Origin of the sequence: Kluyvera intermedia, from assembly GCF_034424175.1 — a bacterium.
In the GTDB taxonomy this organism is placed as follows: domain Bacteria; phylum Pseudomonadota; class Gammaproteobacteria; order Enterobacterales; family Enterobacteriaceae; genus Kluyvera; species Kluyvera intermedia.
In genome coordinates this window covers 795264-821053 of record NZ_CP139986.1, presented here as the reverse complement: position 1 = coordinate 821053, position 25790 = coordinate 795264, and the positions used below count along the sequence as shown (strand labels likewise).

The window sequence follows — 25790 nt, the reverse complement described above, 5'->3', positions numbered from 1 at the left end:
CGCTTTAGCTTCTTGTCACAGCCCGGCTTCTGCCATCCAGTCTGAGCATTTCCCTCTAGCAACTCCCTCCCCTTCCGATCACAGAGCAAAGGTCTGCTGGTCTTCAAATTGCTAATAAACACTATGTCCAACCTGTATGCCTGCCTGGTAGATTCATCACAGCAAGGCAACATCCGGGCTTTGTCCGGTCAGGAGAAGGCAAGCAGCATCGCTTATGATGTTTGCAAAGCACTACCGCGCCGGTAATCCCGGAAAGGATTACCGGAGGTCATTACGGTTCTCACTTCCTTAAGTACCATAATTCAATTTGAGGCGGCTCTTCTCATAATCGTAGCGGTAGATTATGTCATCGGATTTAACTGCTCCGTGACACGCCCCATCTCATCATAGCGGCAGCGCGTCTGCGGCCTACCTGCATACCGATGGCCCATCTGCCGTCCCGAATGGTTCGGATCAGACAGGAAGCCGCGTACCTGAATACCACCACAGTAGTTTACCGCCAGCAGTTCCCCGGCTCCGTGTATTCGTACCGCGACAGCATCACCGACACCCATTCTCTCTCCGCGCCCACCGTTGCTGGCTCATACATCAACTACGCTGCCGCAGAAGTTCCCGGAATCATTAGAGTAAAATGACGAAAAATAGAATTATAAAAAAATATAATTATCAGAAATTACATACAAATTTCTATCCAATATTTACCGTTCCGCTACCAATGAGCACACCACCACAATCTACAGCATCGCCTGTTCTGGCTGCGGGTAACCCATCGATGAATACCGTTGGAGAACCACTGGCAATTTTTCGAGAATGTACCGGATGATCGGGCTTATCATGGGGCGTGAGGGGATCACCCAAACGGGCAGCGGGCATACCATCAATAAAGACTGTTGAAGAGCCTACCGTGATTACTGTTTCATGGTACCCATCATGCTGGGTACCTTTATCGTTGAGTTTTGCGGCTGAGGGCATATTTCCTCCTGGGGCAATGTACCTATTAATTTTCTATTTATCAGGGATAATCTATAGAAATTATTACCCCTGCTTCTTACATATCAGAACAAGAAATAAAAAGCTATTGCCGGTTTGATACTCAACGAACCAGCACTACCTTGTTATCGATAACAGCAAAGAATGGGTTCCACGAAAATATACGTTTCCCATCTGTATTAAAAAATTCTAGTGGAGAATTCCTATTGACACTATTAACACCAAGACAAAAAACCCTGCTATTCTGATATGTCAATAAGGTATATTCATCCCAGATTGGATTTGGATTTATCTTTCCTTTCTTAACAGCATTAACTATTCCTATAGAGTTAAAGAAAAAATCAGTGTCATCAGTTAGAATAGCTAGCGCATATTCACCCAGAGCTATTGCATACTTTTCCTTTATTGTAGTAAGATCACCGACTCTAAGATCATTTATTAAGTCTTTATAAGCATCGATTAGCCTGCTCCTTAACGTCAAATCATTAATCTGAGGTGATGCTTTAGTCCATTGCCAAATAGGAATACCTGAAATCGTTATGTTTCTTGTAGCAGTTAACCAGTCTTCAGGCTTAGTGTCACCAGCAAATATTACCCTGTTAGATATTCCTTTGATAATAGGGTTATGTGTAGTATCGCTGAGATCATTAATTTTGTAGCCTTCAGGATCATTAAATGGCCGACCATTTTCACCATTAAACGTGACTTTAAAATTTGTTATTACTGCATCAGGCTTTGATGGTTCCGATCTTACGATCTTAACTTCGCATGTATAAATATCAGTTTTTATTTTTGATTCAGAGGGAAAAAAAATCAAACTCATGGTGTTATTAGAGCCATTCTCCAGAGAATCTGTTATATCCATCCCTGTGCTAATGGTTCTTGAGCCACGTAAAGTGCTAAGATAATCCAACCCATTGACTGATAAAATGCAACTACTGCTTAATGTTTTAAAATAAGCGGAATACCTTACACTGTTCATATCATCCCTACCGTAAGAGTTTAGTGAAATAAATAAAGCACTAGCTATCAATAAATTTTTCATGAAAGACCTCAAAAAATAATTTTATAGGATGAAACATCCTTATTTAATGGCTTACATAAAGTCCATTCACCTTCACCTTCGTCCCAACTATCATCAGATGATTCACTTTTACTCGGCAGGCAGTTTTTATCCTGATCATTATTACCAATATCTACTTTAATTTTATATTTCGCATACATTACAACCCCATTATGGTAAAAGGTAAGCTCTAAGTCTTTCTTTTGTTTTTCATCTAATACAAAGCAACATTCAGCTGATATTTTCGCTTCAGCACTAAAAAATGCTTCGACTACCACAACCTTAAGTCCCGCTTCAACTTTCGATTCTAAAGACAAACCGAGCATGCCTTCATTTTTGTCACCCAGTTCAGAGTGAAATTCGTTATCTTCATCAGAGGCATAGCGATAGGATAGATTAACTTCCCCGGTGACGATAATATTCAAAACAGCTTTGGCATAAACACCATTTTCTCCACTTTTAACATTATCTTCCTGTGACTGTGCTTTTTCTCTGATTCTGGCAATATTTTTCTCCTGATGAAAATACGCAGCAAATGCCTGAATCAAGTCAAGAGTGATAGTAAACTGAATCAATGGAGCCAGATTAACATCCACACCGCATTTAACATATGGTTTATTATCTTTCCTGAGCAATAGTTCACCACTGCCCTTAATATCAAGAGATGGATATTTTATATCAACAGTAAGCAATTGTATTTTCTTGTCATCCGCTCTAAAAAGATTAGTGACTGTATCAATTGTCTTTTCTGCATTTCTCAATAATGATAATTTATTCTTATAACGCGTAAACTCTTTCTCTATTGTCTTTTTATAATCTTTGCTAGCACTACCTACCGCAATTGAAGCGCTTCCGTCAATGGTAACACCCCGTGTGATGGCATATTTCCCGACACTCATCTGGTCATTTTGAGCTCTCCCCTGAACAATATCGTATCGTTCATCGTCAGTCAGTTCTTTAGTGCCATCATTTTCAGAAGCAGCAATGTTAACATCGACCTCCCAAACGAACTTTGGATAAACAACTATATGAGTATCTACAGTGGTAAATATAGGATATTTAGCTCTATCGTTCGCCGTCGTTTTAAGAGGAAAAATCATTTCCTGGATAGGTTGCCCAAGGCATTCCCCAACTTGCAAGACATATTCAGTTTTATCTATTTTTTCGATACCTTCAAATACGACATCAGTCAGAAACGTGACTATATCAAGATATTCTAACGTTTCATAAATATAACCAGAACCAGGAGTTTTTATGTTAACGTCACTGCCGCCTTCCATTGTTAGCTTGAGTTTTTCTTCATAACTCAAATATTTCAATTTATTATTATTCTGTCCTTTATTAAGCTGACTCAGGTAGTATTCGTTATATATTACGCCTGATGGGCAATCAGGACTGCTACTGACACACGTTTTTCCTGTAAGTGTTGTTGTGACATCAACACCTTCTGCATCTTTATCGTGGAGATAGATAACAGGTAAAGATTCACCTTGTTTATATTCATACGTTTCTTCCGGGACTTTCGTTATAATTTTCAGGGCATGCGTGCAAGTATCAGGATTATTGCAGTTACATTTTGGCGAACCCGCTGTAAGGCTTATTGGCATTATAGAACACTCCTTTCCCATGCCGGTATTACACCGTTAACATTTAATAGCAACTGTTCTGCACGGTAATGCCCCGGGTGCGTCATCCCCTCCAAAATAATTGCATACTCATGAGGGATATCATCCAAGTTAAAAATATTATTTATGGTAAATAATTTTGCTAACTCATCTATACTTCTTCGGTCTATGATTCCTAAATTACGAAGGTAATTAAACAGCTCACCTGACCAAGTAATAGAAATATTATTAATAGATGTGGATACCGCTCTCATTGTTTCAGTCAACTCTCTAACATATCTGCGTTCAAAGATAATTTCTAATAACGAATATTGTTCTTTACTAATAGACATTAGCTTAGATTTTATGGTTTGTGTTGCAGGATACTGTTCATGAAGTCTTGTAAAAGACATATCTTGTTGTAGTCGATAATTTGTTTCTATTCGACTGATATCGCCGAGGAAAAGATGTTTTTCCCAATCAGACAATACACTCAGGAAATCCCAAATATTGCGAGGATCATAAAAACGAAATATCACTGGCTTGGTTTCATTCGGAAGAAGAACTTGCAAATACTTTCTAAGATGTTGTCGCAATACACGCATCGTCGCTTTCGACGTCAGATATATACCCCATGGGTAAGTATTCCATTGTAGCCACTTCTCGACTTCTGGTGTTACTTCGAGCAAATAAGGTGCAAGTCCGACTAATTCAGGCTGAAGGGGTTCTGAATACAGACAGGCATGTGGCGGGTTGTGTTCGGAAAGAAAATCCATAAGATCTTTCATGACCGCGCCATCAATAATAGCGTAACGAACGGGAAGCATTGTTATTCCTTATCCATCGGACAATGAGCCACAAACATTGTCCCTTCTCCTGCTGCTGCCTTCAAAATGGCCGGACGCATAGGCAGAATGACTTCTCCCGGGCTGCCACCTCCATTGAGGTTTATCTTCGGCCCCCTGACATCGATGCCGCCTGCATGCACCACAATAAAAGAACCGCCTACGCGCAGGCTGATTTTGCTGTCACTCTGGAGAACAATATCTCCCTGAACACTGATACCCAGCGTACCTGCCACTTTTTGGGCCAAATCGCCTTTCACTTCTAAACCATAATTACCTTCCACCAGACTCACATGATCTTTAGTTGTTTTGTGATCCTGTTTTCCCTCCACCGTCACTTTTCGATCATTGGCCACAGCGAGGGATTCATCATGACCAATGCTCACCGTGCGATCATAATTTACCCGCACGTCCTTACTGTTGAGTATTTTCATCTGCATATTTTTCTGAGCATGCAGATAAATCTCTTCATTATTGGTTGCATCCTCAAAACGCAATTCGTTATAGCCGCTGCCCTTGTACGTCTTCGACCGTATCGTCATCTGCGTCTTCGTCCCCGGCAGCCCGCCCGGTGGGGTATTTTCGGCATGATACGTCCGCCCCATGATGATCGGCTGGTCCGGGTCACCGTTCAGGAAGTCCACTATCACCTCCTGCCCCACTCGCGGTATTGCCAGATTGCCGAACCCCGGCCCCGCCCACGCCTGCGCCACACGGATCCAGCACGAGCTGTCCTGGTCTGGTGGGTTATAGCGGTCCCAGTTGAATTTCACCCGCACGCGCCCGTGCTCGTCGCAGAAGATCTCTTCGCCTTCCGGGCCGGTGACCACCGCCGACTGCGGGCCGTCCACCGATGGTTTCTGCTGTGGCACCGGCCGCCACGTTCTGTCTGCCGGGATCACCGTAAAATCATTCTCAAGGGTGGTTCCTGCGCCGGAACGCCCTGCCACCGCCTGCGGCTGGCTACCCTGCAAAGCGCTGCTCACCACCTGCCATTCCCGGTTCAGGCTCGCCTGCGGGTGTTCCGTCAGCGCGATACGCCGTCCCGGCCATATTTCAGGGGAACGGCTTTTCCCCTGGGCCTCCTCGGCATTATTGCGCCATCCCTCCATCTGCCAGCGGGTGAAGTTCTGCCCGTGTGCATCCTTGAAACGACCAGGATAGTCGAACACTTCATACTGCGTGCGCTGGTAATCCTGATGTTCGCCCTCGTGCTTAAAGCGGCCTGCCCAGCCCGGGCGTTTAAAGGTGTAGTCCTTGCCGATGACGGAAGAGGGCCGTATCTGCGCGCTATGACGGAACTGGCTGATGCACGGCGTGCTCACCTCTGTGCGGGTATTCGGGTTCCACGGAATTTCAAACGCCTTCGGCAGAAAGCGCACCGTGTCGCACAGCACCAGGCTCTGGTCATCGCTGTCAGATGAGTGCTCTTCGTAGAAGAACAGCCCTTCCTCCGCGGCCATCCGCGCCAGAAAGTCATAATCCGTTTCCCCGTACTGCACGCAGAATTCCCGCGCCGGATGCGCCTCGCTGAACAGCGGACTCCAGTCCGTGACCCCGTTTTCCTGCAATATCGTCCCGAGGATGCTTTTAATATCCTCATTCTGGAAAATACGGGAGTTCTGGCGCAGTGCGGCGCGCCACAGCGGCGGGCGAACTCGCATGCTGTACAGCATCTGGTGCCCGTCGTTTTCCCCCTGTTCAAACCAGGTCACAATGCCGTTTATCCGACGCTGTATCTCCGTGCCCTGCCAGATTTTGAGGTGCGCGGTTTTCTCCAGTACCTGAGGGAAATCAAGCGCAGGAAACTGCTGGCTGACCAGCGAGATATCAAGAACGAACAGTGAGGAAAAGGACTGACTCAGATGAAAGGAGATAACGACCAGCGCGTCCGACGGCAAGCCGTCCACCTCCAGTGTGAAACGTAATCCTGTAGACATTAATAACCTCCTGAATTAACAGGGAAATGAAATCGCCTTTGTCTAACAGCGGCGAATGACAGTACGGTGTTACACTTGCTTTCAGGCTCGGTACTACCGCAGTTTCCGGCATCCACCATCTCCCGTGAAAACGTAACCCCTTACTGACACTGTTTTTGTTGCCCACTCCCAAGAAAAACAGCATCCCGCAAAAGCAGGATGCTGATGATACTTACCCTTCCAGCGGCGCACGCCAGTCGTCAGCACCAGAAGTACCTGACTTGACGTGCTCCCACTCAACTTTGCGGTAAGCCAGTGAAACTTCGAGCAACTGCGTGAACTCGCGCTTTTCAGGATCCTGGCAGTGCGGCATATGAAGCTTCATATCCACAATTGTCGAATCCGTCAGGCGGGTGGTGAAATAATGCTCCTGTTTGCCTTCAACAGAGGTACGCCACCAGTGCAGCTCGGTTTTTGGCAGCATTTCACCGGAAGCCAGTGCGTTGTACAGTAGCGGCACGGCTTTGTTCAACGCCACGGTAAAAATGAACGGCTTGTGCGAACGCTGGCCACTGGGTTGCCCGGATTGCGGATCGGTTGGTACAGTCACGTTGTGCTGGAATTCTTGTACCAGCATTTCATCCTCGTGGCCCTGCACATAGATATTGCCGACTGAATCTGCGGTGAATGCACCAGCGGTAATATTTCCCTGGGTTTGCCCCGTAATTGAGATGTAACACGGTGTAGGCATTTATAAACTCCTTGTTAGTGATTAACGACTTCTTACATACCTCTGCCGAAATATTTCCGACAGATAAAACATGCGGACTACATGATAAATCCTATAGTTTAAGCTCCCTTAACATGGCAATAAAACTGTACAACGAGTAGATACAACAATATTCACGCAATAACTGAATAACGCACCAATATATTTACAACACATATCAGAATTCATTTATATAAAACCACGACAATATTCACCCATGAGTATATATAATATCAATTCATCTTCTTAATTTTACCGAAGGATATCATTCATCAAGCCAATCACCACAAAGCAATAACTTCATCGCTTAAATAAAAACAAAATCAGATCTTGGGCGGCCAACAAAAAAATACACATTAATCAATGAATTACACAACTAGACCACTCAACAAAATCTCCGTTAAGTTATTCCTTACTGTATTGAGTAATTTCTTTAAAAATAACACGAAAGAAGAATACTCCTGTATTTAATTTGAAAAAAGAGCTTCTCAAAAAAAAATCTACGCGTAAAATGATTACCAGATTTTTTAATCGCACGGCATTCCATTGTTCCATGGCCTGTACGGAGATGCAGAACACACAACGTAATCTGATGGATGATTTCTATGAGCAAAAATTACAACGGTAGCGTAGCACCTAAAGAACGCATTAATATTTCTTACGTTCCTAAAACTGACGGTGAGCCCTCTGAGGTGGAATTACCCCTCAATATGCTAATAGTGGGTGATACCGGTAATTCACAGGAAACAGCACCACTTGATGAACGCCAGATGGTTTCAATCGACAAGCACTCATTCAATTCAGTAATGGCAGAAGCGGCTATTAGTCTGAATTTTGCAGTTCCGGCTGCTTTGAAGGACGACGCAAAAGATGACGATGAGATGAACGTCTCGCTGGAAATCAAATCTCTCAACGATTTTTCACCGGACAGTGTGGCAAAACAGGTGCCGGAGATGAACAAATTGCTGGAGCTACGTGAAGCGCTGACAGCATTAAAAGGCCCGCTGGGTAATTTGCCTGCATTTCGTGCCCAGCTTCAGGCATTGCTGGAAAATGAAGAGTCCCGCGAACAGTTACTGCGAGAAATCAGCCAGGCAGAAAACCAGTAACCACTGTTTTTCAGGAATCTAGGTATGAGCTTGCGGGAAGACACCAGCAGAACCGATGACGCAATCACGCTGGCTGTGATTCCGGTTATGTATCAGCAAGATCGGCGACAACAACACGAGTTGTATTGATCGCGGCTCTTTACCAGAAGATCGGATGTCTGATGGATGAAATCATCCATACCAACAGGTACCAGCAGATGAAGCCACACTGGCGGAAGATGTTCTACTGACAGTGAAACCTGGCACCAGAAATACAGATCAACACAAGGATTTTCAGTATGTCTTTACAGGAAGAAGAACTTGTTTCCGCCCGCACTGAACAGGGAAGCCATGCTCCGTCGCTGCTTGATGAAATCATGGCGCAAACCCGTATCCAGCCCGGCGCTGACGGTTATGATATTGCTCGCCAGGGCGTAACGGCTTTTGTTGCGAGCCTCCTGCAATCCAGCTCGCCAGCAGAACCCGTAAACAAACTGGCCGTGGATAGCATGATTGCGGACATTGATGCCCGTATCAGCCGTCAGATGGATGCAATTATTCACGCCCCTCAGTTTCAGCAATTAGAATCATTCTGGCGTTCAATGAAAGCCTTGGTGGATCGCGTTGATTTTCGTGAAAACATTAAGGTTAATATCCTGCATGTCACCAAGGAAGAGCTGCTGGACGATTTCGAATTCGCACCAGAAATCACTCAGTCTGGCTTCTATAAGCATGTTTATTCCAGCGGATTTGGCCAATTCGGCGGCGAACCTATTGCAGCAGTACTAGGTGCATATGAGTTCAAAAATACCACGCCGGACATGAAGCTGCTGAACTATGTCAGTGCCGTCGGCGCTATGGCTCATGCGCCATTCCTGTCTTCCGTATCGCCGGAATTTATGGGACTAAACTCCTGGACTGAATTGCCAAATATCAAAGATCTTTATGCCATCTTTGAAAGCCCGGCCTACACAAAATGGCGCGCCCTGCGCGATTCTGAAGACTCTCGCTACCTGGGGCTGACCGCACCGCGTTTTCTGCTCCGCCAACCGTATTCCGCCACCGAAAACCCCATCAGGAGTTTCAACTACGCTGAAGATGTCAGCCACAGCCACGAACATTATCTGTGGGGCAACACCGCATGGATGCTGGCCAGTAATGTAGCTGACTCGTTCGCGAAGTACAGATGGGCGCCTAATATTATTGGGCCACAGAGTGGCGGCGCGGTAAAAGATCTACCGGTACATCTGTATGAATCAATGGGCAGATTCAGGCCAAGATCCCAACAGAGGTGCTGATCACCGACCGCCGTGAATTTGAACTGGCCGAAGAGGGGTTCATCACCCTGACCATGCGCAAGGGAAGCGATAACGCCGCCTTTTTCTCCGCGAATTCGGTTCAGAAACCCAAGCATTTTCCGGGCAAAGATGCCGAAACAAACTACAAACTGGGTACACAACTACCTTACCTGTTCATTATCAACCGCCTCGCACACTACATTAAAGTTTTGCAACGCGAGCAGCTTGGATCGTGGAAAGAGAGAAGTGACCTTGAGCGGGAACTTAATATTTGGGTCCGCCAGTATGTCGCTGACCAAGAGAATCCGCCTGCTGACGTCCGCAGCCGTAAGCCCCTGCGTGGTGCTAAAGTTGAGGTTCTGGACGTGGACGGCGAACCTGGCTGGTATCAGGTGGCGATTTCCGCAAGACCCCACTTTAAATATATGGGTGCGTCATTTGAGCTGTCCTTAGTCGGGCGATTAGACAAGTGATACCTGAGCGCGAAAGGCCTGCCGGATCGCTGTTTGAGCGTCTGGAAAAACCTCCTGCCAGAAACTGGCGGGGGGTCAGTAATATAGAGGCATTCAGGCAGTCCATTCGCCACAGCCTGCGAAATATCCTGAACACCCGCTCCGGCAGTTGTCGGGGCACCCCGGAACTGGGCATCGAAGAGCCTGAAGGGTCTGATAATTATCGCATCGCCATGAGCCGGGCCATCGTACAGTGCATTGAGTGTTATGAACCCAGAATCTCACACGCTGAAGTTCGGGCGGAACTTCCTCTGGCGGCAAGCCCTCATGAAATCACGTTCCATATCACAGCTTGGGTGACATTTAACGGCATTGACGATGTGCTTGAGTTTGATATGGCGCCGGACGGCAGTCAGCATTATCGGGTGGAGTAGCAAAATGGAATTTGAAGAGCGCTATTACAGGCAGGAACTGAATTACCTTCGGCAGTTAAGCAAACAATTGGCGACCGAAAAACCGCATCTGGCCCGGTTTCTGGCTGAAAAAGGGGCCGACCCGGACATCGAGCGTCTGCTAGAAGGCGTGGCATTTCTGACCGGCAATCTGCGCCAGAAAATTGAGGATGAGTTTCCTGAGCTGACACACGGCCTGATCAAAATGCTGTGGCCCAATTATTTACGCCCGGTTCCATCGATGACGCTGATTGAATACAGTCCGGATATGGACAAAACATCTGTGCCAGTATGCATCCCTCGTAACGAACAATTCACAATCAGTGCAAAGGGGAGTCAGGGAAACCAGGTCTTGTCTACTTATTCCGGCAACGAGCACGATGTAGCCCCGCCCTGTACTTTCACTCTCTGCCGGGATATCTGGCTGCTGCCCGTTCAACTGGATCAGGTTGAGGATCGCAGTACGCCCCGCCATGGCATCATTGATATTACATTTGCCGTCGCACCGGGTACAGATTTCACCACCCTGGATCTGAACAAGCTGCGTTTCTGGCTGGGCAACGACGATAACTATACCCGCTATCAGCTTTATCTGTGGTTTTGCGAATATTTACAAGGCGCAGAGTTGATTACGGGCGAACAGTCGATCCCCATGCCTGACTTTATGCTGAAAGCTGTGGGATTTGAGTCAGAGGATGCCATGCTCCCCTGGCCCGGTAATGTCCACAGCGGCTACCGCATTCTCCAGGAGTTTTTCTGCTACGCCGACAGTTTTCTCTTTTTCGATGTCTGTGGCATTCCAGCACTACCAGCCGGGTTGAAGGAGAACCGTTTCACTCTACGGCTGCGTTTTTCGCGTCCCTTACCAGTGGATCTCCAGCTACACCGCGGCTCCCTGCGCTTATACTGTGCGCCCGCCATTAATCTTTTTTTCCATCATGCCGAAGCGATTACACTGGATCACCAGCGGGCAGATTATCCCCTGATACCCAGCCGCCACTATCCAGATCATTACGACATTTTTTCGGTTAACAGTGTGGTGAGCCAGACGCAGGATATATTCAGAAAAAAAGAGTTTGGACAACACGTTACCACACCTTCTGTACGTCAGTGGCCTGCCTTTGAAAGCTTTAGCCACCAGATGGAATACAGCCGTAAACGAGAAGTAGTTTACTGGCAGCACCGGACAAAGACCTCGCTGTTTTACCGGGGCTTTGATCATACCCTGGCTTTTATCCATGCCGATGGCAGCCACCCGGATTCTTCACTGCTTAATAATGAAGTGGTCTCAGTATCGCTGACCTGTACCAACCGTGAATTGCCGGTACAGCTCCTGCCTGGTGACATCACAGGTACAACTGGTAAAAACGCAGCAGTGGCATCATTTCGCAATATCACGCGCCCCACGCCGCCACTCTGGCCAGTTATAGACGGCAGCCTGCACTGGTCCCTGCTGTCCGCCATGAACCTAAATTATCTGTCACTGCTGGATGCTGATGCGCTCAAACAGGTCATCGCCAATTTTGATCGCCACGCCATTCATCATCCGCAGATGGCTCGCCTGTCACAGCAGAAACTGGACGCCATTGAACAGCTGGAAACCAAACCTGTTGATCGCCTATTTACCGGGATACCGGTACGCGGTCTGGCGTCCACCCTGTATATCCATCCGGGGCCGTTTGTTTGTGAAGGAGAGATGTACCTGCTAGGCGCAGTTTTGTCGCACTTCCTGTCGCTATATGCCAGCGTCAATTCATTCCACATGCTCACCGTTGTTAACACGGAAAGCCAGGAGTCATGGAAATGGGCGGAAAGAACCGGGCAACACCCCCTCATCTGAGTCCGGACGATGCTCCGGTACAGGATGAACAAAACACGTTACGGGAGAGTTTTCTTCAGAACGCCCGTGCCTGTAATTTTTTCGCTCTCTCCGAACTACTGCACCAGTTGGCATCAGAGGGCGGCGAAACACCGGAGTTATCGCTGGATACCCCTCCGGCGCAAGAGACCATTCGTTTCCAGGCTGATGCCAGCCTGGGGTTTCCGGTAAGTGATATCAGCGCGCTGGAGCAGGATACCTCCGGGCAATTCCGGGTGACCACCACCTTTATGGGGCTACAGGGTAGCCAGTCTCCCCTGCCAGGTTATTACCTTGATCATCTGGCCTGGAAATCCGTGCACGAGCAAAGTCCGGTTAGCGATTTTCTGGATATGTTCAGCCATCGCCTGACACAGTTTGTCTGGCATATCTGGCGTAAGTACCGCTACCACGTCAGTTTCCGTAACGGCGGCGTGGATTCGTTCTCACAGCGGATGTATTCCCTGGTTGGGCTGGGCCACCGCCAGCTTCGCGACCGCCTGGCAATTAATCACAGCAAAATGCTGGCCTACGCCGGAATACTGGCGAATCCGGGGCGCTCACCGGAGATCGTCTGCTCGCTGGTCGCTCACTGTTTCGATTTAAATTTATCTGATGTGACGCTGCAAAACTGGCAGCGGCGGATGGTGGAAATTGAGCCAGATCAGCAGAACAGTCTCGGATGTTACACGATTAAAAATGGCGAAAAACTGGCCTGTCGATCGGTGCTAGGCAATTTTGTCCTCGGGACGAGTGTTCCCGATCTCAGCGGTAAATTTCAGTTAAGCATTAACAACCTGAGTCGTAAACAATTTCTCTCGTTCCTGCCGTCAGGAGAAAACTTTCTGTCGTTGGCGATGTTTGTCTCCTTCGTCCTGCGCGATCAGCTTGCCTGGGATTTGTACCTGGGGCTGGCGCCGGAACAGGTGAGCACCATGCGGCTGGGTGATAACAAGAGCGCACTGCTAGGCTGGACGTCATTTCTCGGCGATCCGGGAGAACATCCCTCAGTCACCATCCGAGTCAGGGAGTAAAATATAACTATTATGGAGCATGATATGGCGGAAGGAAAAGCGCGGCAACAGACGCTTTCACTGCATGTCGTTAACGGCAGTGAACTGGAAAGCGGGCGCTCGGCACGGTGTCTGTTCACACAGGGCGGGGATGTGGGCCACACCAGTGAGTGCCACTGGCCGATTCAGGACAGGCATCAGGATATTCCAGCGAAAGCGTTCACCATCAGTCTGCATGATGGAGCATTCTGCCTGCATCCGCTGGCTACACCACTATGGCTAAACCAAGCCAAAGTCACGGTAGCCTCGGATCTGGTGCAGTTACGCCAGGGCGATGAGATCCAGACGGGACATCTGATACTCCGGGTTTATCTAAACCAGGGCGGGATGCGGCATTACGACGAAGAGATGGCCACCCCTGAAACCATTGTTTCTAACCACGACATTCTCTCAGACACGTTGCTATCCACTGACGGTGCACCGGAATATCCGGGGATACCGGCCCGCCACCAGCTTGAAGATACCGTTGTTAATGGCTTTTCCACCGATCCGTTGCAGGCGCTGCAGACTGAAAGTCTGACCACGAGGGATGATTCTCTTGCTGCTATCACGCCTGCCCGGCCATCCGCCCCGTTGTCCGATCCGGTCACGCATGGCGGGATCAACACGCCGTTTATGGATCTGCCGTCAATGTATGCCGATCCGCAGGATGCCGATGATGACGCGATTTCAGCGGCAGATGCGGCACGGCGCCATCTCGCAGTCACCCCGTTGCTGCGGGGATTGGGCGGAACGCTTAGCGTACATAATACGGAGGATGCCGATGGTTTTCTGGAAGAAGCGGGAAGGACATTGCAGGCGACAGTTAAAGGCCTGCTTGAGCTACAGCAGCACCGCAACAGCCTGTCTGACAAACATCTGCGCCCGCTTGAAGATAATCCGCTGCGCCTGAATATAGACTACGCCACCGCGCTGGACGTGCTGTTTGCTGAAGGTAAAAGCCCGGTTCATCTCGCCGCGCCTGCTGCCGTCAGCGAGAGCCTGCGCAATATACGCCATCACGAAGAAGCCAACCGCGCCGCTATTGTGGAATCGCTGCGCGTACTGCTGGACGCCTTCTCGCCGCAGAGCCTGATGCGCCGTTTTGTGCAGTACCGCCGCAGCCATGAACTGCGCAAGCCGCTGGATGGTGCCGGAGCCTGGCAGATGTACTGCGATTATTACGATGAGCTGGCTTCCAGCCGCCAGCAGGGCTTTGAGATGCTGTTTAACGAAGTGTATGCCCAGGTCTATGACCGGGTACTTCGTGAAAAACAGCGGGAGCCGGAAGCATGACCAGGCGTTTTTGCCGTGCCTGGATTGCAGTGGCATTGCTCACCGTCGCTTTAACTGGTTGTGAAACAGCTAAAAAAATCGGCCAGATCATCAAAAACCCGAATATTCAGGTCGGCAAACTAACTGACCAGTCTTCACAGGTGACGATTACGTTGCTGACCGAGCCGGATGCCAACATCAATGCGGACGGTGAAGCGGCTGCGGTGGACGTACAACTGGTTTACCTGAGTGATGATTCGAAATTGCAGGCTGCAGATTATGACCAGCTCGCCAGCACACCGTTACCGGAGGCGCTGGGGAAGAACTATATCGATCACCAGGATTTCAGCCTGCTGCCCGACACAATAAAAACTCTGCCATCGGTGAAGATGGATGAGAAAACGCAGTTTATCGGCGTAATTGCCTACTTCTCCGACGACCAGACCACGCAGTGGAAGCAAATCGAAGCGGTGGAAGGAACAGGACACAACTACCGCCTGCTGGTACATATCCGGCAGAGCAGTATTGAAATGAAAAAAGAGGATGATTAACGATGGCAACCACGCGAAACAAGGTGATGTGGCGGGAAGGGACTCTGATGCGTCCGCACCATCTCCAGCAGCAGCAACGTTATAATGATTATGTGAATAATCTGCGTTTCCAGGCCGTTCATGATTTATCGTGGGGATTTACGGAGTTGTCCATCAACAACGAGTTGCTGGCGCAGGGTAAAATCATGCTCGACAGCGCATCGGGCACGCTTCCGGATGGCACGGTGTTCTCCCTTCCGGATCAGGATGCGCTACCCGACCCGTTGCATCCGGACAGTTTTCCCGATGAAGAAAGCCGTAATGTCTATCTGGCCTTACCCGTCGCCAGCGATGTGAGAGGCGAAGTCAGTTACGGGCAACAAGTCGGGCGTTACCGGCTGAACGATGCCGATGTCCGGGATCTGCATTCAGAGAATGGTGATGCGCGGGCACTGACGGTAGGTCAGTTAACCCCCCGCATTATGAGCGGGGCAGACGATATGAGTGCGTATGTCACGCTGCCACTGTGTCGTATCAAAGACAAGCGTGCAGATGGCTCTCTGATGCTGGATGATAATTTTATCCCCTGCTGCCAGAACATCCATGTCAGCGCACGGCTGCGTGAATTTCTTCGCGAAGTACAGGAAACGGTCGGCGGCCGGGCCAATGACCTTGCTAATCGCATTGGTTCTCCAGCGCAAAGCGGTATTGCCGATGTGGCGGAATTTATGATGCTGCAGCTGCTCAATCGTAACCAGACCCGGTTCACCCACCGCGCCCGCAGACCACAACTTCATCCGGAAGCATTTTATCTCGATCTTGCCGGGCTGCTGGGCGAACTGATGACATTTACCGAACCATCCCGCCTGCCCTGTCCACTGGATGTCTATGATCACCGTAATCTGACGAACACATTCAAAACATTGTTGCCAGAAGTGAAGCGGGCACTGCATACCGTCCTGTCGCCCAGGGCGGTTAACCTGCCGCTGCATCTGCGCGATGGCATCTGGCAGGCTGATGTACATGACTCAGCGCTGTTGCAGTCGGCCACCTTTGTACTGGCAGTGGCCGCGAAAATGGAGACTCTGCAACTCCAGCGCCAGTTTATCCAGCAGTCAAAAATCTCCTCACCGGAAAAAATTCGCAATATGGTCAGTGTGCAAATCCCAGGCATACGGCTGCATACGCTGATGGTTGCCCCCCGCCAGCTTCCATACCATGCTGGTTTCAGCTATTTCGAACTGGACAAGAGCGGAGCAGCCTGGGCGGATGTGGCATCCGCAGGAGCCATCGCCCTGCATGTATCCGGTACGTTTCCGGATCTGAATATGCAACTGTGGGCCATAAGAGGATAAGGCGATGGATGAGTTATCACTGTCCCGGCCCCATTTGCCCGGATACAAAAGCGAAGGCCTCCGCCAGTACCAGCTTACGCTTCGCGGCAACAGTCTGAACCCGATGATCGACGCCGCCACGCCGCTGCTGGGGATGGTGATGCGTGTTGCAGGGATGAACAGCCATGCCATGCCTGAACACTTATTCACTCAGGTGGTGACGGATGTGCAGGCGGTGGAGCAGTTACTCCAGGAACAGGGCTATGAGCCAGGCGTGATTATCTCGTTTCGTTACATCCTGTGTACTTTTATTGATGAAGCGGCGCTGGGTAATGGCTGGTCCAACAAGAACGAATGGATCAAACAGTCGTTACTGGTGCATTTCCACAATGAAGCCTGGGGTGGTGAAAAGGTCTTTATTCTGCTCGAGCGCCTGATGCGCGAGCCAAAACGCTACCAGGATCTGCTGGAGTTTTTGTATATCTGCTTTTCGCTGGGCTTTCGCGGGCGTTATAAAGTCGCGCCTCAGGAGCAAGGGGAGTTTGAGCAGATATACCGCCGTCTGTATCACGTCCTGCATAAACTGCGCGGCGATGCACCCTTTCCGCTGCTGCACCAGGATAAAAAAAACCAGGGCGGACGCTACCAGCTCATTAACCGACTGACCATCCGGCATGTTCTATCTGGCGGCATCGTCGTACTGGCGCTGTTTTATCTGTTCTATCTGCTGCGCCTGGACGGCCAGACGCAGGACATTCTTCATCAGTTAAACCGGCTGCTCGCCAGGTAAGGACACATATGATCCAGATTGATTTGGCCACACTGGTAAAACGGCTTAACCCCTTTGCGAAACAGGCTTTGGAAGCCGCTGCCTCAGAATGTATGAGCCAGCAAGCGGCAGAAATCACTGTTAGCCACGTACTGATCCAGATGCTGGCTATCCTGCGCAGCGATTTACGGGTAATTACTGAACACGCCGGAATCAATAAAGATGATTTACGCCAGGCGCTGACAGTGGAAAATTACGCCACAACCCGTTCAGTGGATAGCTATCCGTCGTTTTCCCCCATGCTGGTTGAATGGTTGAAAGAGGCCTGGCTGCTGGCATCTGCTGAAATGCAGCAAACGGAGTTGCGCGGCGGCACCCTACTGCTCGCCCTGCTCCACTCGCCGCAGCGCTATGTGCTGCCTGCCGCCGCACGGCTGCTCACCGCCATCAACCGTGATCAGCTACAGCAGGATTTTGCCGGATGGACGAAGACGTCCGCCGAGTCGGTTATGCAGAATGAGGACGGACAAGTCATCAGCGCCGCAGCCGATACCGGCGACAGCCTGCTTGCCCGCTACGCCAGCAATATGACCGCTGATGCCCGCAACGGTAAACTTGATCCTGTTTTATGTCGCGATAATGAAATCGACTTGATGATAGACATTCTCTGCCGCCGCCGTAAAAACAATCCGGTGGTGGTCGGTGAGGCTGGCGTCGGTAAAAGCGCGCTGATCGAAGGGCTGGCGCTGCGCATTGTCGCCGGACAGGTACCGGACAAGCTACGCGACACCGATATTATGACCCTGGATCTTGGTGCACTACAGGCAGGCGCATCGGTGAAAGGCGAGTTTGAGAAGCGATTTAAGGGGCTAATGACGGAAGTCACTCAGTCACCGAAACCCGTTATTCTGTTTATCGACGAAGCCCACACGCTGATCGGTGCGGGCAACCAGCAGGGCGGGCTGGATATATCTAACCTGTTAAAGCCTGCGCTAGCACGCGGCGAGCTGAAAACCATCGCAGCCACCACCTGGAGCGAGTATAAAAAATATTTCGAGAAAGACGCCGCCTTGTCGCGTCGTTTCCAGTTGGTCAAAGTTAGCGAACCCAATGCTGACGAAGCCACCATTATTCTGCGCGGCCTGTCAGGGGTGTATGAGCAGTCCCATGGTGTACTGATTGACGATGAAGCGTTACAGGCAGCGGCGACGTTGAGCGAGCGTTACTTATCTGGTCGCCAGTTGCCGGATAAAGCCATCGATGTGCTGGATACAGCTTGTGCGCGGGTAGCGATTAACCTTTCCTCTCCGCCGAAGCAAATTTCCGCGCTGACCACCCTGCGCCACCAGTGCGAAGTGGAGATGTGCCAGCTTGAACGCGAGGTCCTTATCGGTCTACGGTCAGACACCTCACGGCTGACCGAAGTGCTTGTGCAGTATGACGAAACGCTGAGCAAACTGGATCAACTGGAAGCGGCATGGCATCAACAGCAGGCAGTGGTACAGGAAATTATCGCGCTGCGTAAGGAACTGCTGGACGAATCGGAAGCAAACGGCGAAGAAGATAACGTCGCACCGAAAACGGCGGCTTCCGACAATATTGCTGCTTCGGTGAATGAGCCATCCAACGAGGATGCCGTGGCTGTGAATGAGTCGGTAGTCACTCAGCCGGAACCAGAAATCCCCCCAGCAAAGCGCCTGGCGCTGTTAACCGCTGAACTAGAGACTCTGCACCATACACAACTATTGGTTTCCCCTCATGTCGATAAAAAGCAAATCGCCGCCGTCATTGCCGAATGGACAGGCGTGCCGCTTAACCGCCTGTCGCAAAACGAAATGTCTGTTATCACGGATTTGCCGCAGTGGCTGGGCGACACCATCAAAGGCCAGGAACTGGCGATCAAACACCTGCATAAACACCTGCTTACTGCACGCGCCGATTTGCGCCGCCCGGGGCGTCCGCTAGGCGCGTTCCTGCTGGCTGGCCCCAGTGGTGTCGGTAAAACTGAAACCGTGCTGCAACTGGCTGAACTGCTCTACGGCGGGCGCCAGTACCTCACCACCATCAATATGTCGGAGTTCCAGGAAAAACACACCGTCTCGCGCCTGATTGGTTCCCCTCCAGGCTATGTCGGCTATGGCGAAGGTGGCGTGCTGACTGAAGCCATCCGTCAGAAACCGTACTCAGTGGTGCTGCTGGATGAAGTGGAAAAAGCCCACCCGGACGTGCTTAACCTGTTTTACCAGGCCTTTGATAAAGGCGAGATGGCCGACGGCGAAGGTCGTCTGATTGATTGTAAAAACATCGTCTTTTTCCTGACCTCCAACCTTGGGTATCAGGTGATTGTCGAACATGCCGACACCCCGGAAACCATGCACGATGCGCTGTATCCGGTACTGGCAGACTTCTTCAAACCCGCGCTGCTGGCGCGCATGGAAGTGGTGCCGTATCTGCCGCTGTCGCGTGAAACACTCTCTGTCATTATCGCCGGGAAGCTGGCGCGGCTGGATAACGTGCTGCACACCCGCTTCAGCGCGGAGGTGGTGATTGAGCCGGAAGTGACCGACGAAATCATGCAGCGCGTCACCCGCGCTGAAAACGGCGCGCGGATGCTGGAATCGGTTATCGACGGCGAGATGCTGCCGCCACTGTCTCTTCTGCTGTTGCAGAAAATGGCGGCGAACACGGCGATTGCCCGCATCGTGCTACGCGTGACGGACGGTGCGTTTACCGCTGACGTAGAAGATGCACCGGATGATAGCCAGGCAGATAACATGCAGCCTGAAGCGGAAATAGAGGACGAAACCGTTTTATGAGCAGAATGCAGACGCTACTGATCATGATGCTGCTGCCGGGATTATTTCCTGGCGCAGTACAGGCGGAAACACCTGCGAAACAGGCGGTTGCCGTACTGCCGGGGATTGTGGTGCCGGAAACCAACGCACTGACAACGCTCAGTACCATGATGGTCTGTCGTCGGGAGCCTGCTGCGCTGGAGCGTCTTGACTGCTATGACCATATTCTGGCATCAGAGCAACCCGGCTTTGATGGCGCACTGGTAAAAGCCAGTTATGAAGGTGAAGGCTGGAAGCGGGCCTACACTCAGGAAAAACAGCGTCCGGACAACTCCATCACACTGATGATGACACAGAGCGGTGGAGAGCGGCCAACGGTGATTATCACCACGCCCGCTATCGGCAACGTCCCGCCGCGCCCGGTGCTGATGTTCAGTTGTGTGGATAACATCACCCGAATGCAGGTGGCGCTGACGCATGCCATGACGCCCAGTGATATCACCGTGACACTGACAACTGATACGGGACGCTTTCAGTCTCACTGGTTCATCCGAGAGAACGGTACGCTGCTGGAATCCAGCCGGGGTTTATCCGGCATTGACGAAATCAAACAGCTTTTCGGCGCAAAAAACCTGACCATCGGCATCGGTACGGACGGTGCTGCCGGGAAACTGACATTTAACATTGACGGGCTGGCGAAAACCATCGCGCCGCTACGCGACACCTGCCACTGGGCGGGAGAGTAACACTATGGACTTACGTAACCCAGATATCTGGATTTCGCACCTGTTGGAAAATCTGCCGGAAGACAAACAAGCTACCGCGCTGAAAGATGATAATCCTGACTGGGAATATATCGACGGTGAAATGCTTAAGCTCGGATCACTGGCTCACAGTCAGCTGGATATCCCGGAAATTCAGCGCCGGGGGCTGGTGCTTCTGGCCTCGGAAAGCAAAGATTTTCGCTTACTGGCGCATCTGCTACGCACCCTGCAACACGCCGGTGATCCACTGCTGGCGCTGCGTTTACTGGCGCTGTACGTGGAGAATTTCTGGACGCTGGCCGCACCGAAAAATGCCGTACATAAACAGCGCGTTGCCGCTCAGGTTACCAAACGCTTTGAAGCCGGAGTGGAGGGTTTCGCAGAAAATGCAGATGCCACGCAGCGCGACGGCCTGCTGGCGGAGCTAGCAAAACTGGCGCAGCGCTGGCAGGAACATAATGCCCCAGGGCTGGCACAGGCCGTGGATGACCTATCGTCGCAGTATCGCCGGGCATTTCACAGGGCAGACCCTGTTAAGCCTGCGCCGCCATCTGCCGGTTCACCTCCGCTAACTGCCCCTCCGACCTCTCCAGCATCGGCCATCGCCGCTGTCCCGATTGTCGATATTGAAAGCCATGATGACAAGTCCTGGCGCGACACACTGTTGAAAGTCGCCGCCATTCTTTGCGAACGCCAACCCGATTCGCCGCAGGGCTACCGCCTGCGCCGCCATGCGTTATGGCAGGCCATTACGTCCGTCCCCCAGGCTGAAAGCGACGGGCGGACATCGCTGGCGGCGGTGCCTGCTGATATGACCGCCGATTATCAGACCCGACTGAACAATGCCGATCTGACGCTCTGGCAGCAGGTGGAAAAAAGCCTGCTTCTGGCCCCGTACTGGCTCGATGGCCATTACCTTTCGGCGCAGACCGCGCAACACCTGGGTTACACCAGTGCAGCAGAAGCCATCCGGGATGAAATGGCTCGTTTTCTCGCCCGCCTGCCTCAACTTGCCACCCTGCTGTTTAATGACCGCACGCCGTTTATAAGCGAACAGACAAAACAGTGGCTGGCGGCATCTCCGGGGAGCCAAACAGCGTCAATTGTGCGGACCGACGAAGAAACAGAGGCTGTCCGCGAGTGTTTCAGCGAGAAGGGACTGGAAGCGGCGTTGCAATACCTGGAAAAGTTGCCGGAAGGCGAGCCTCGCGATCGGTTCCACCGACAGTATCTTAGCGCGCAACTAATGGAAGAAGCCGGAATGGATCAGCTTGCTGAGCAGCAGTTCCGGATGTTGTTTGAAGCAGGGCTACGGATGACGCTGGCTGACTGGGAACCGTCCCTGCTGGAGCAACTAGAACAAAAATTCACGGCAGAAAAATTATAAAGTGACAAGGAGTTACTGTGTTCAGATTACCAACACCTCGACTTTTCAGCAATTTGCGATCCGCCCTCGCCCCGGCGATGCCCCGCTTTAAGGTTTCCGCCGCCTGGCTTCTGGCACTGGTGTGGATTGTGCTGCTGGTATGGATCTGGTGGAAAGGCCCGTCATGGTCGTTATACGACGAGCAGTGGCTTAAACCGTTGACGAACCGCTGGCTGGCGACGGCGGCTTGGGCGCTCGCAGCGCTGGTATGGCTTACCATTAGGGTGATGAAGCGCCTGCAGCAGCTGGAAAAACAGCAAAAACAACAGCGTGAAGAGGAAAAAGATCCGCTGACCATAGAGCTGACGGCCCAACAACGTTATCTTGACCACTGGCTGCTGCGTCTACAACGCCATCTCGACAACCGTCGCTACCTATGGCAACTGCCGTGGTATATGGTTATTGGTCCATCAGGAAGCGGCAAAACATCACTGCTGCGCGAAGGTTTTCCGTCCGACATTATATACGCCCCGGAGGCCATGCGGGGAGTGGAACTACGCCGATACGTTACCCCCCACGTGGGAAAACAGGCGGTCATTTTTGATACAGACGGCCTGCTCTTTGAGCAACCGGAGGCGGATGTGCTACACCGCCGCCTGTGGACAACTATGCTGGACTGGCTGGTACAAAAACGTGCCAGACAACCACTGAACGGCCTGATACTGACGCTGGATTTGCCCGATCTGCTGACTGCCGACAAACAACGCCGAGAGCACCTATTGCAAATACTGCGTGGGCGATTGCAGGATATACGCCAGCACCTTCACTGCCAGTTACCGGTGTATGTGGTACTGACCCGGCTGGATTTACTGCACGGTTTCGCCGCGCTATTTCAGACCCTGGGCAGGAACGATCGCGATGCCATTCTTGGCGTCACCTTTACCCGTCATGCCCACGAAAATGACGACTGGCGCACGGAGCTGAATGCGTTCTGGCAGACCTGGGGCGAACAGCTCAATAACGCCCTGCCGGAGCGGATGTTAACTCCCGGCTCCCGCAGTTCCCTTTTCAGCTTTGTTCGCCAGATACAGGGGAGCCGCGAGCCGCTGGTATCGCTGCTGGACGGACTGCTGGACGGAGAAAATATGGACGTCAAGCTGCGCGGCGTGTACTTCACCTCCTCCCTGCAACGCGGCCAGATAGACGATATTTTTATGCAATCTGCCGCCCGTCAATTCCGCCTGGGCAACAGCCCAATGACGGCCAGGCCTCTGGTGGACACGGCTCCCTATTTTACCCGCAATCTGTTTCCACAGACCTTACTGGCAGAGCCTAACCTCGCAGGTGAAAGCCGCGTCTGGCTGATGCAATCCCGCCGACGGTTATCGGTGTTTTCCATTACTGGCGGCATTGCTGCGGTGCTGCTGATTATGGGCTGGCATCACTATTATAATAATAACTGGCAATCCGGCATCACCGTTCTGGAACAGGCAAAAGCATTTATGTCCGTACCACCGCCGCAGGGCATGGACGATTACGGCAACCTGCAACTGCCGTTGCTTAACCCGGTGCGTGATGCCACGCTAGCCTACGGCGACTGGGGTGATCGCAGCCGCGTGGCCGATATGGGGCTGTATCAGGGCAGACGTATCGGCCCGTTTGTGGAGCAGACCTACCTGCAACTGCTGGAGCAGCGTTATCTCCCGGCTCTTTTTAATGGTCTGGTCAAAGAGATGAATGCTGCACCAGCAGAGAGCGAGGAAAAACTCGCGGTAGTGCGCGTCATGAGAATGCTGGAGGATAAAAGCGGACGCAGCAACGAGGTGGTGAAGCAGTACATGGCAAAACGCTGGAGCGATAAGTTCCATGGTCAGCGTGATCTCCAGGCGCAGCTTATGTCTCACCTGGACTATGCCTTGCAACATACTGATTGGCACGCGGAACGTCAGGCAGGCGACGTCGACGCCATCAACCGCTGGACGCCGTATGACGGCCCGGTGCTGGCAGCCCAGAAAGAACTCAGCAAACTCCCCGTCTACCAGCGTGTTTACCAAAGTCTGAAAACGCGTGCGCTCGGCGTGCTGCCCGCCGATTTGAACTTGCGTGACCAAGTGGGTGCCACGTTTGATCTGGTGTTTACCTCCGGGGACGATAATAAACTTATTGTTCCGCAGTTCCTCACCCGTTATGGCCTGCAAAGTTATTTTGTCAAACAACGCGATGCGCTGGTTGAACTGACGGCGATGGATTCCTGGGTACTGAACCTTACCCACAGCGTTAAATACAGTGAGGCTGACCGGGCAGAAATTCAGCGCCAGCTCACCGAGCAGTATCTCAGCGACTACACCGCCACCTGGCGTGCCGGGATGGATAACCTTAATGTGCGCAGTTACAAATCTATTGCTGAACTGACCGGCGCCCTGGAGCAAATTATCAGTGGCGATCAGCCGCTCCAGCGGGCTCTGACGGCACTGCGCGACAACACACAGCCCACCGTACTCTCTGAAAAACTGGATGACAAAGCGCTTCAGGAAGCCATAGCTGAGCCGGATTATCAGTTACTGACACGCCTGGGGCATGAGTTTGCTCCGGAGAACAGCACGCTGGCACTAAAGAAAGACAAAGAAAACACCATGCAGGCGGTCTATCAACAACTGACGGAACTGCACCGATACCTGCTGGCGATACAGAACGCACCACTACCGGGAAAATCAGCGCTTAAAGCAGTGCAGCTTCGGCTGGATCAAAACAGCAGTGATCCCATCTTCGCCACCCGCCAGATGGCAAAAACATTGCCAGCCCCGCTTAACCGCTGGGTAGGTAGGCTAGCGGATCAGGCCTGGCATGTGGTGATGGTGGAGGCAGTCCACTACATGGAAGTGGACTGGCGCGATAACGTGGTGAAACCGTTTAACGAGCAGCTTGCTGACAAATATCCCTTTAACCCGCGCTCATCACAGGATGCGTCGCTGGATGCGTTTGAACGCTTCTTTAAACCGGATGGCGTACTGGATACCTTTTATCAGCAGAACCTGCGGCTGTTTATGGAGAACGACCTGAGCCTGGGAGACGGGGACAACAGCGTCATCATTCGCGAGGATATCCACAGGCAACTGGAGACCGCACAGGAGATCCGCGAAGCATTTTTCAGCCGGCAAAATGGGCTGGGCGCCCAGTTTGCCGTGGAAACCGTATCGCTTTCCGGCAATAAACGACGCAGTGTACTCAACTTTGACGGTCAGCTGGTGGACTATAACCAGGGCCGCAATTATACCGCGCATCTGGTCTGGCCGAATAACATGCGTGAGGGTAATGAAAGCAAGCTGACGCTGATTGGCACTGGTGGCAACGCGCCGCGCAGCATCAGTTTCAGCGGACCGTGGGCGCAGTTCAGGTTGTTTGGCGCAGGGCAACTCACCGGCGTACAGGATGGTACATTCAGCGTTCGCTTTAACGTGGACGGCGGCGCAATGGTGTACCGGGTACATACGGACACGGAAGATAACCCGTTCACCGGCGGATTATTTAGTCAGTTCCGGCTGTCGGATACCCTGTATTGAGGAGGCT

At 51.3% G+C, this 25790-nt stretch carries 18 protein-coding genes and 1 pseudogene; 13 read left to right on the top strand and 6 right to left on the bottom strand.

Translation table 11 applies throughout. From position 1 onward, the window contains the following. Positions 1-687: 687 nt before the first annotated feature. The 6 genes from U0026_RS03890 to U0026_RS03865 all read right to left on the bottom strand — a co-directional run bounded on the left by U0026_RS03890 (position 688) and on the right by U0026_RS03865 (position 7172). Entirely contained in the window at positions 688-972 is a 285-nt protein-coding gene (locus U0026_RS03890) for a type VI secretion system PAAR protein (RefSeq protein ID WP_062772829.1), read from the bottom strand. A gap of 121 nt (positions 973-1093) precedes the next feature. Continuing rightward, entirely contained in the window at positions 1094-2035 is a 942-nt protein-coding gene (locus U0026_RS03885; protein WP_073971079.1) for a hypothetical protein, read from the bottom strand. A gap of 8 nt (positions 2036-2043) precedes the next feature. Continuing rightward, positions 2044-3660, bottom strand: coding sequence for a hypothetical protein (locus U0026_RS03880; protein WP_062772824.1), 1617 nt, complete (start codon positions 3658-3660; stop codon positions 2044-2046). Next, on the bottom strand, positions 3660-4484 hold the full coding sequence (locus U0026_RS03875; RefSeq protein ID WP_062772821.1) for a DUF4123 domain-containing protein: 825 nt from the start codon (positions 4482-4484) through the stop codon (positions 3660-3662). Before U0026_RS03875 ends, U0026_RS03880 begins: the two co-directional genes overlap by 1 nt. A 2-nt stretch (positions 4485-4486) precedes the next feature. Then, complete coding sequence (locus tag U0026_RS03870; protein WP_126440971.1) at positions 4487-6442, bottom strand: type VI secretion system Vgr family protein; 1956 nt, start codon at positions 6440-6442, stop codon at positions 4487-4489. A gap of 211 nt (positions 6443-6653) precedes the next feature. Further along, positions 6654-7172, bottom strand: a complete 519-nt coding sequence (locus U0026_RS03865) for an Hcp family type VI secretion system effector (RefSeq protein ID WP_062776456.1) — start codon at positions 7170-7172, stop codon at positions 6654-6656. A 623-nt stretch (positions 7173-7795) separates the two neighbouring features. On the opposite strand from U0026_RS03865, the gene tssB reads away from it, so the two are divergent. The 13 genes and pseudogenes from tssB (at position 7796) to tssM (ending at position 25783) form a co-directional block, all read left to right on the top strand. Continuing rightward, positions 7796-8299, top strand: coding sequence for a type VI secretion system contractile sheath small subunit (gene tssB / locus U0026_RS03860; RefSeq protein WP_062776454.1), 504 nt, complete (start codon positions 7796-7798; stop codon positions 8297-8299). Positions 8300-8577: 278 nt separating this feature from the next. Further along, positions 8578-10049 (top strand): annotated as a pseudogene (gene tssC / locus U0026_RS03855) (type VI secretion system contractile sheath large subunit). After that, on the top strand, positions 10046-10462 hold the full coding sequence (tssE, locus tag U0026_RS03850; RefSeq protein WP_062776452.1) for a type VI secretion system baseplate subunit TssE: 417 nt from the start codon (positions 10046-10048) through the stop codon (positions 10460-10462). The pseudogene tssC and the gene tssE overlap by 4 nt, the downstream one beginning before the upstream one ends. A 4-nt stretch (positions 10463-10466) precedes the next feature. Then, complete coding sequence (gene tssF / locus U0026_RS03845) at positions 10467-12320, top strand: type VI secretion system baseplate subunit TssF (RefSeq protein ID WP_062776451.1); 1854 nt, start codon at positions 10467-10469, stop codon at positions 12318-12320. Then, a complete protein-coding gene (gene tssG / locus U0026_RS03840; protein ID WP_062776449.1) occupies positions 12284-13372 on the top strand; it encodes a type VI secretion system baseplate subunit TssG in 1089 nt (362 codons plus the stop codon). The genes tssF and tssG overlap by 37 nt, the downstream gene beginning before the upstream one ends. A 24-nt stretch (positions 13373-13396) precedes the next feature. Then, entirely contained in the window at positions 13397-14686 is a 1290-nt protein-coding gene (tagH, locus tag U0026_RS03835; RefSeq protein WP_062776448.1) for a type VI secretion system-associated FHA domain protein TagH, read from the top strand. Next, positions 14683-15216: a type VI secretion system lipoprotein TssJ gene (gene tssJ / locus U0026_RS03830; protein ID WP_062776446.1), complete on the top strand. Its 534-nt coding sequence runs from the start codon at positions 14683-14685 to the stop codon at positions 15214-15216. Before tagH ends, tssJ begins: the two co-directional genes overlap by 4 nt. A gap of 2 nt (positions 15217-15218) precedes the next feature. Further along, positions 15219-16550 carry a type VI secretion system baseplate subunit TssK gene (gene tssK / locus U0026_RS03825; RefSeq protein ID WP_062776445.1) on the top strand — a complete coding sequence of 444 codons (1332 nt, stop codon included), beginning with the start codon at positions 15219-15221 and terminating at the stop codon, positions 16548-16550. 4 nt (positions 16551-16554) lie between these two features. After that, positions 16555-17319 (top strand): type IVB secretion system protein IcmH/DotU, encoded by a 765-nt coding sequence (gene icmH / locus U0026_RS03820; protein ID WP_062776443.1) that lies wholly within the window; start codon positions 16555-16557, stop codon positions 17317-17319. A gap of 8 nt (positions 17320-17327) precedes the next feature. Further along, positions 17328-20114 (top strand): type VI secretion system ATPase TssH, encoded by a 2787-nt coding sequence (tssH, locus tag U0026_RS03815; RefSeq protein WP_062776441.1) that lies wholly within the window; start codon positions 17328-17330, stop codon positions 20112-20114. Then, positions 20111-20839, top strand: coding sequence for a type VI secretion system-associated protein VasI (vasI, locus tag U0026_RS03810; protein WP_062776440.1), 729 nt, complete (start codon positions 20111-20113; stop codon positions 20837-20839). Before tssH ends, vasI begins: the two co-directional genes overlap by 4 nt. A 4-nt stretch (positions 20840-20843) precedes the next feature. After that, positions 20844-22244, top strand: a complete 1401-nt coding sequence (tssA, locus tag U0026_RS03805; protein ID WP_062776438.1) for a type VI secretion system protein TssA — start codon at positions 20844-20846, stop codon at positions 22242-22244. Between the two features lie 77 nt (positions 22245-22321). Continuing rightward, complete coding sequence (gene tssM, locus U0026_RS03800; RefSeq protein ID WP_174525770.1) at positions 22322-25783, top strand: type VI secretion system membrane subunit TssM; 3462 nt, start codon at positions 22322-22324, stop codon at positions 25781-25783. Positions 25784-25790 lie beyond the last annotated feature (7 nt).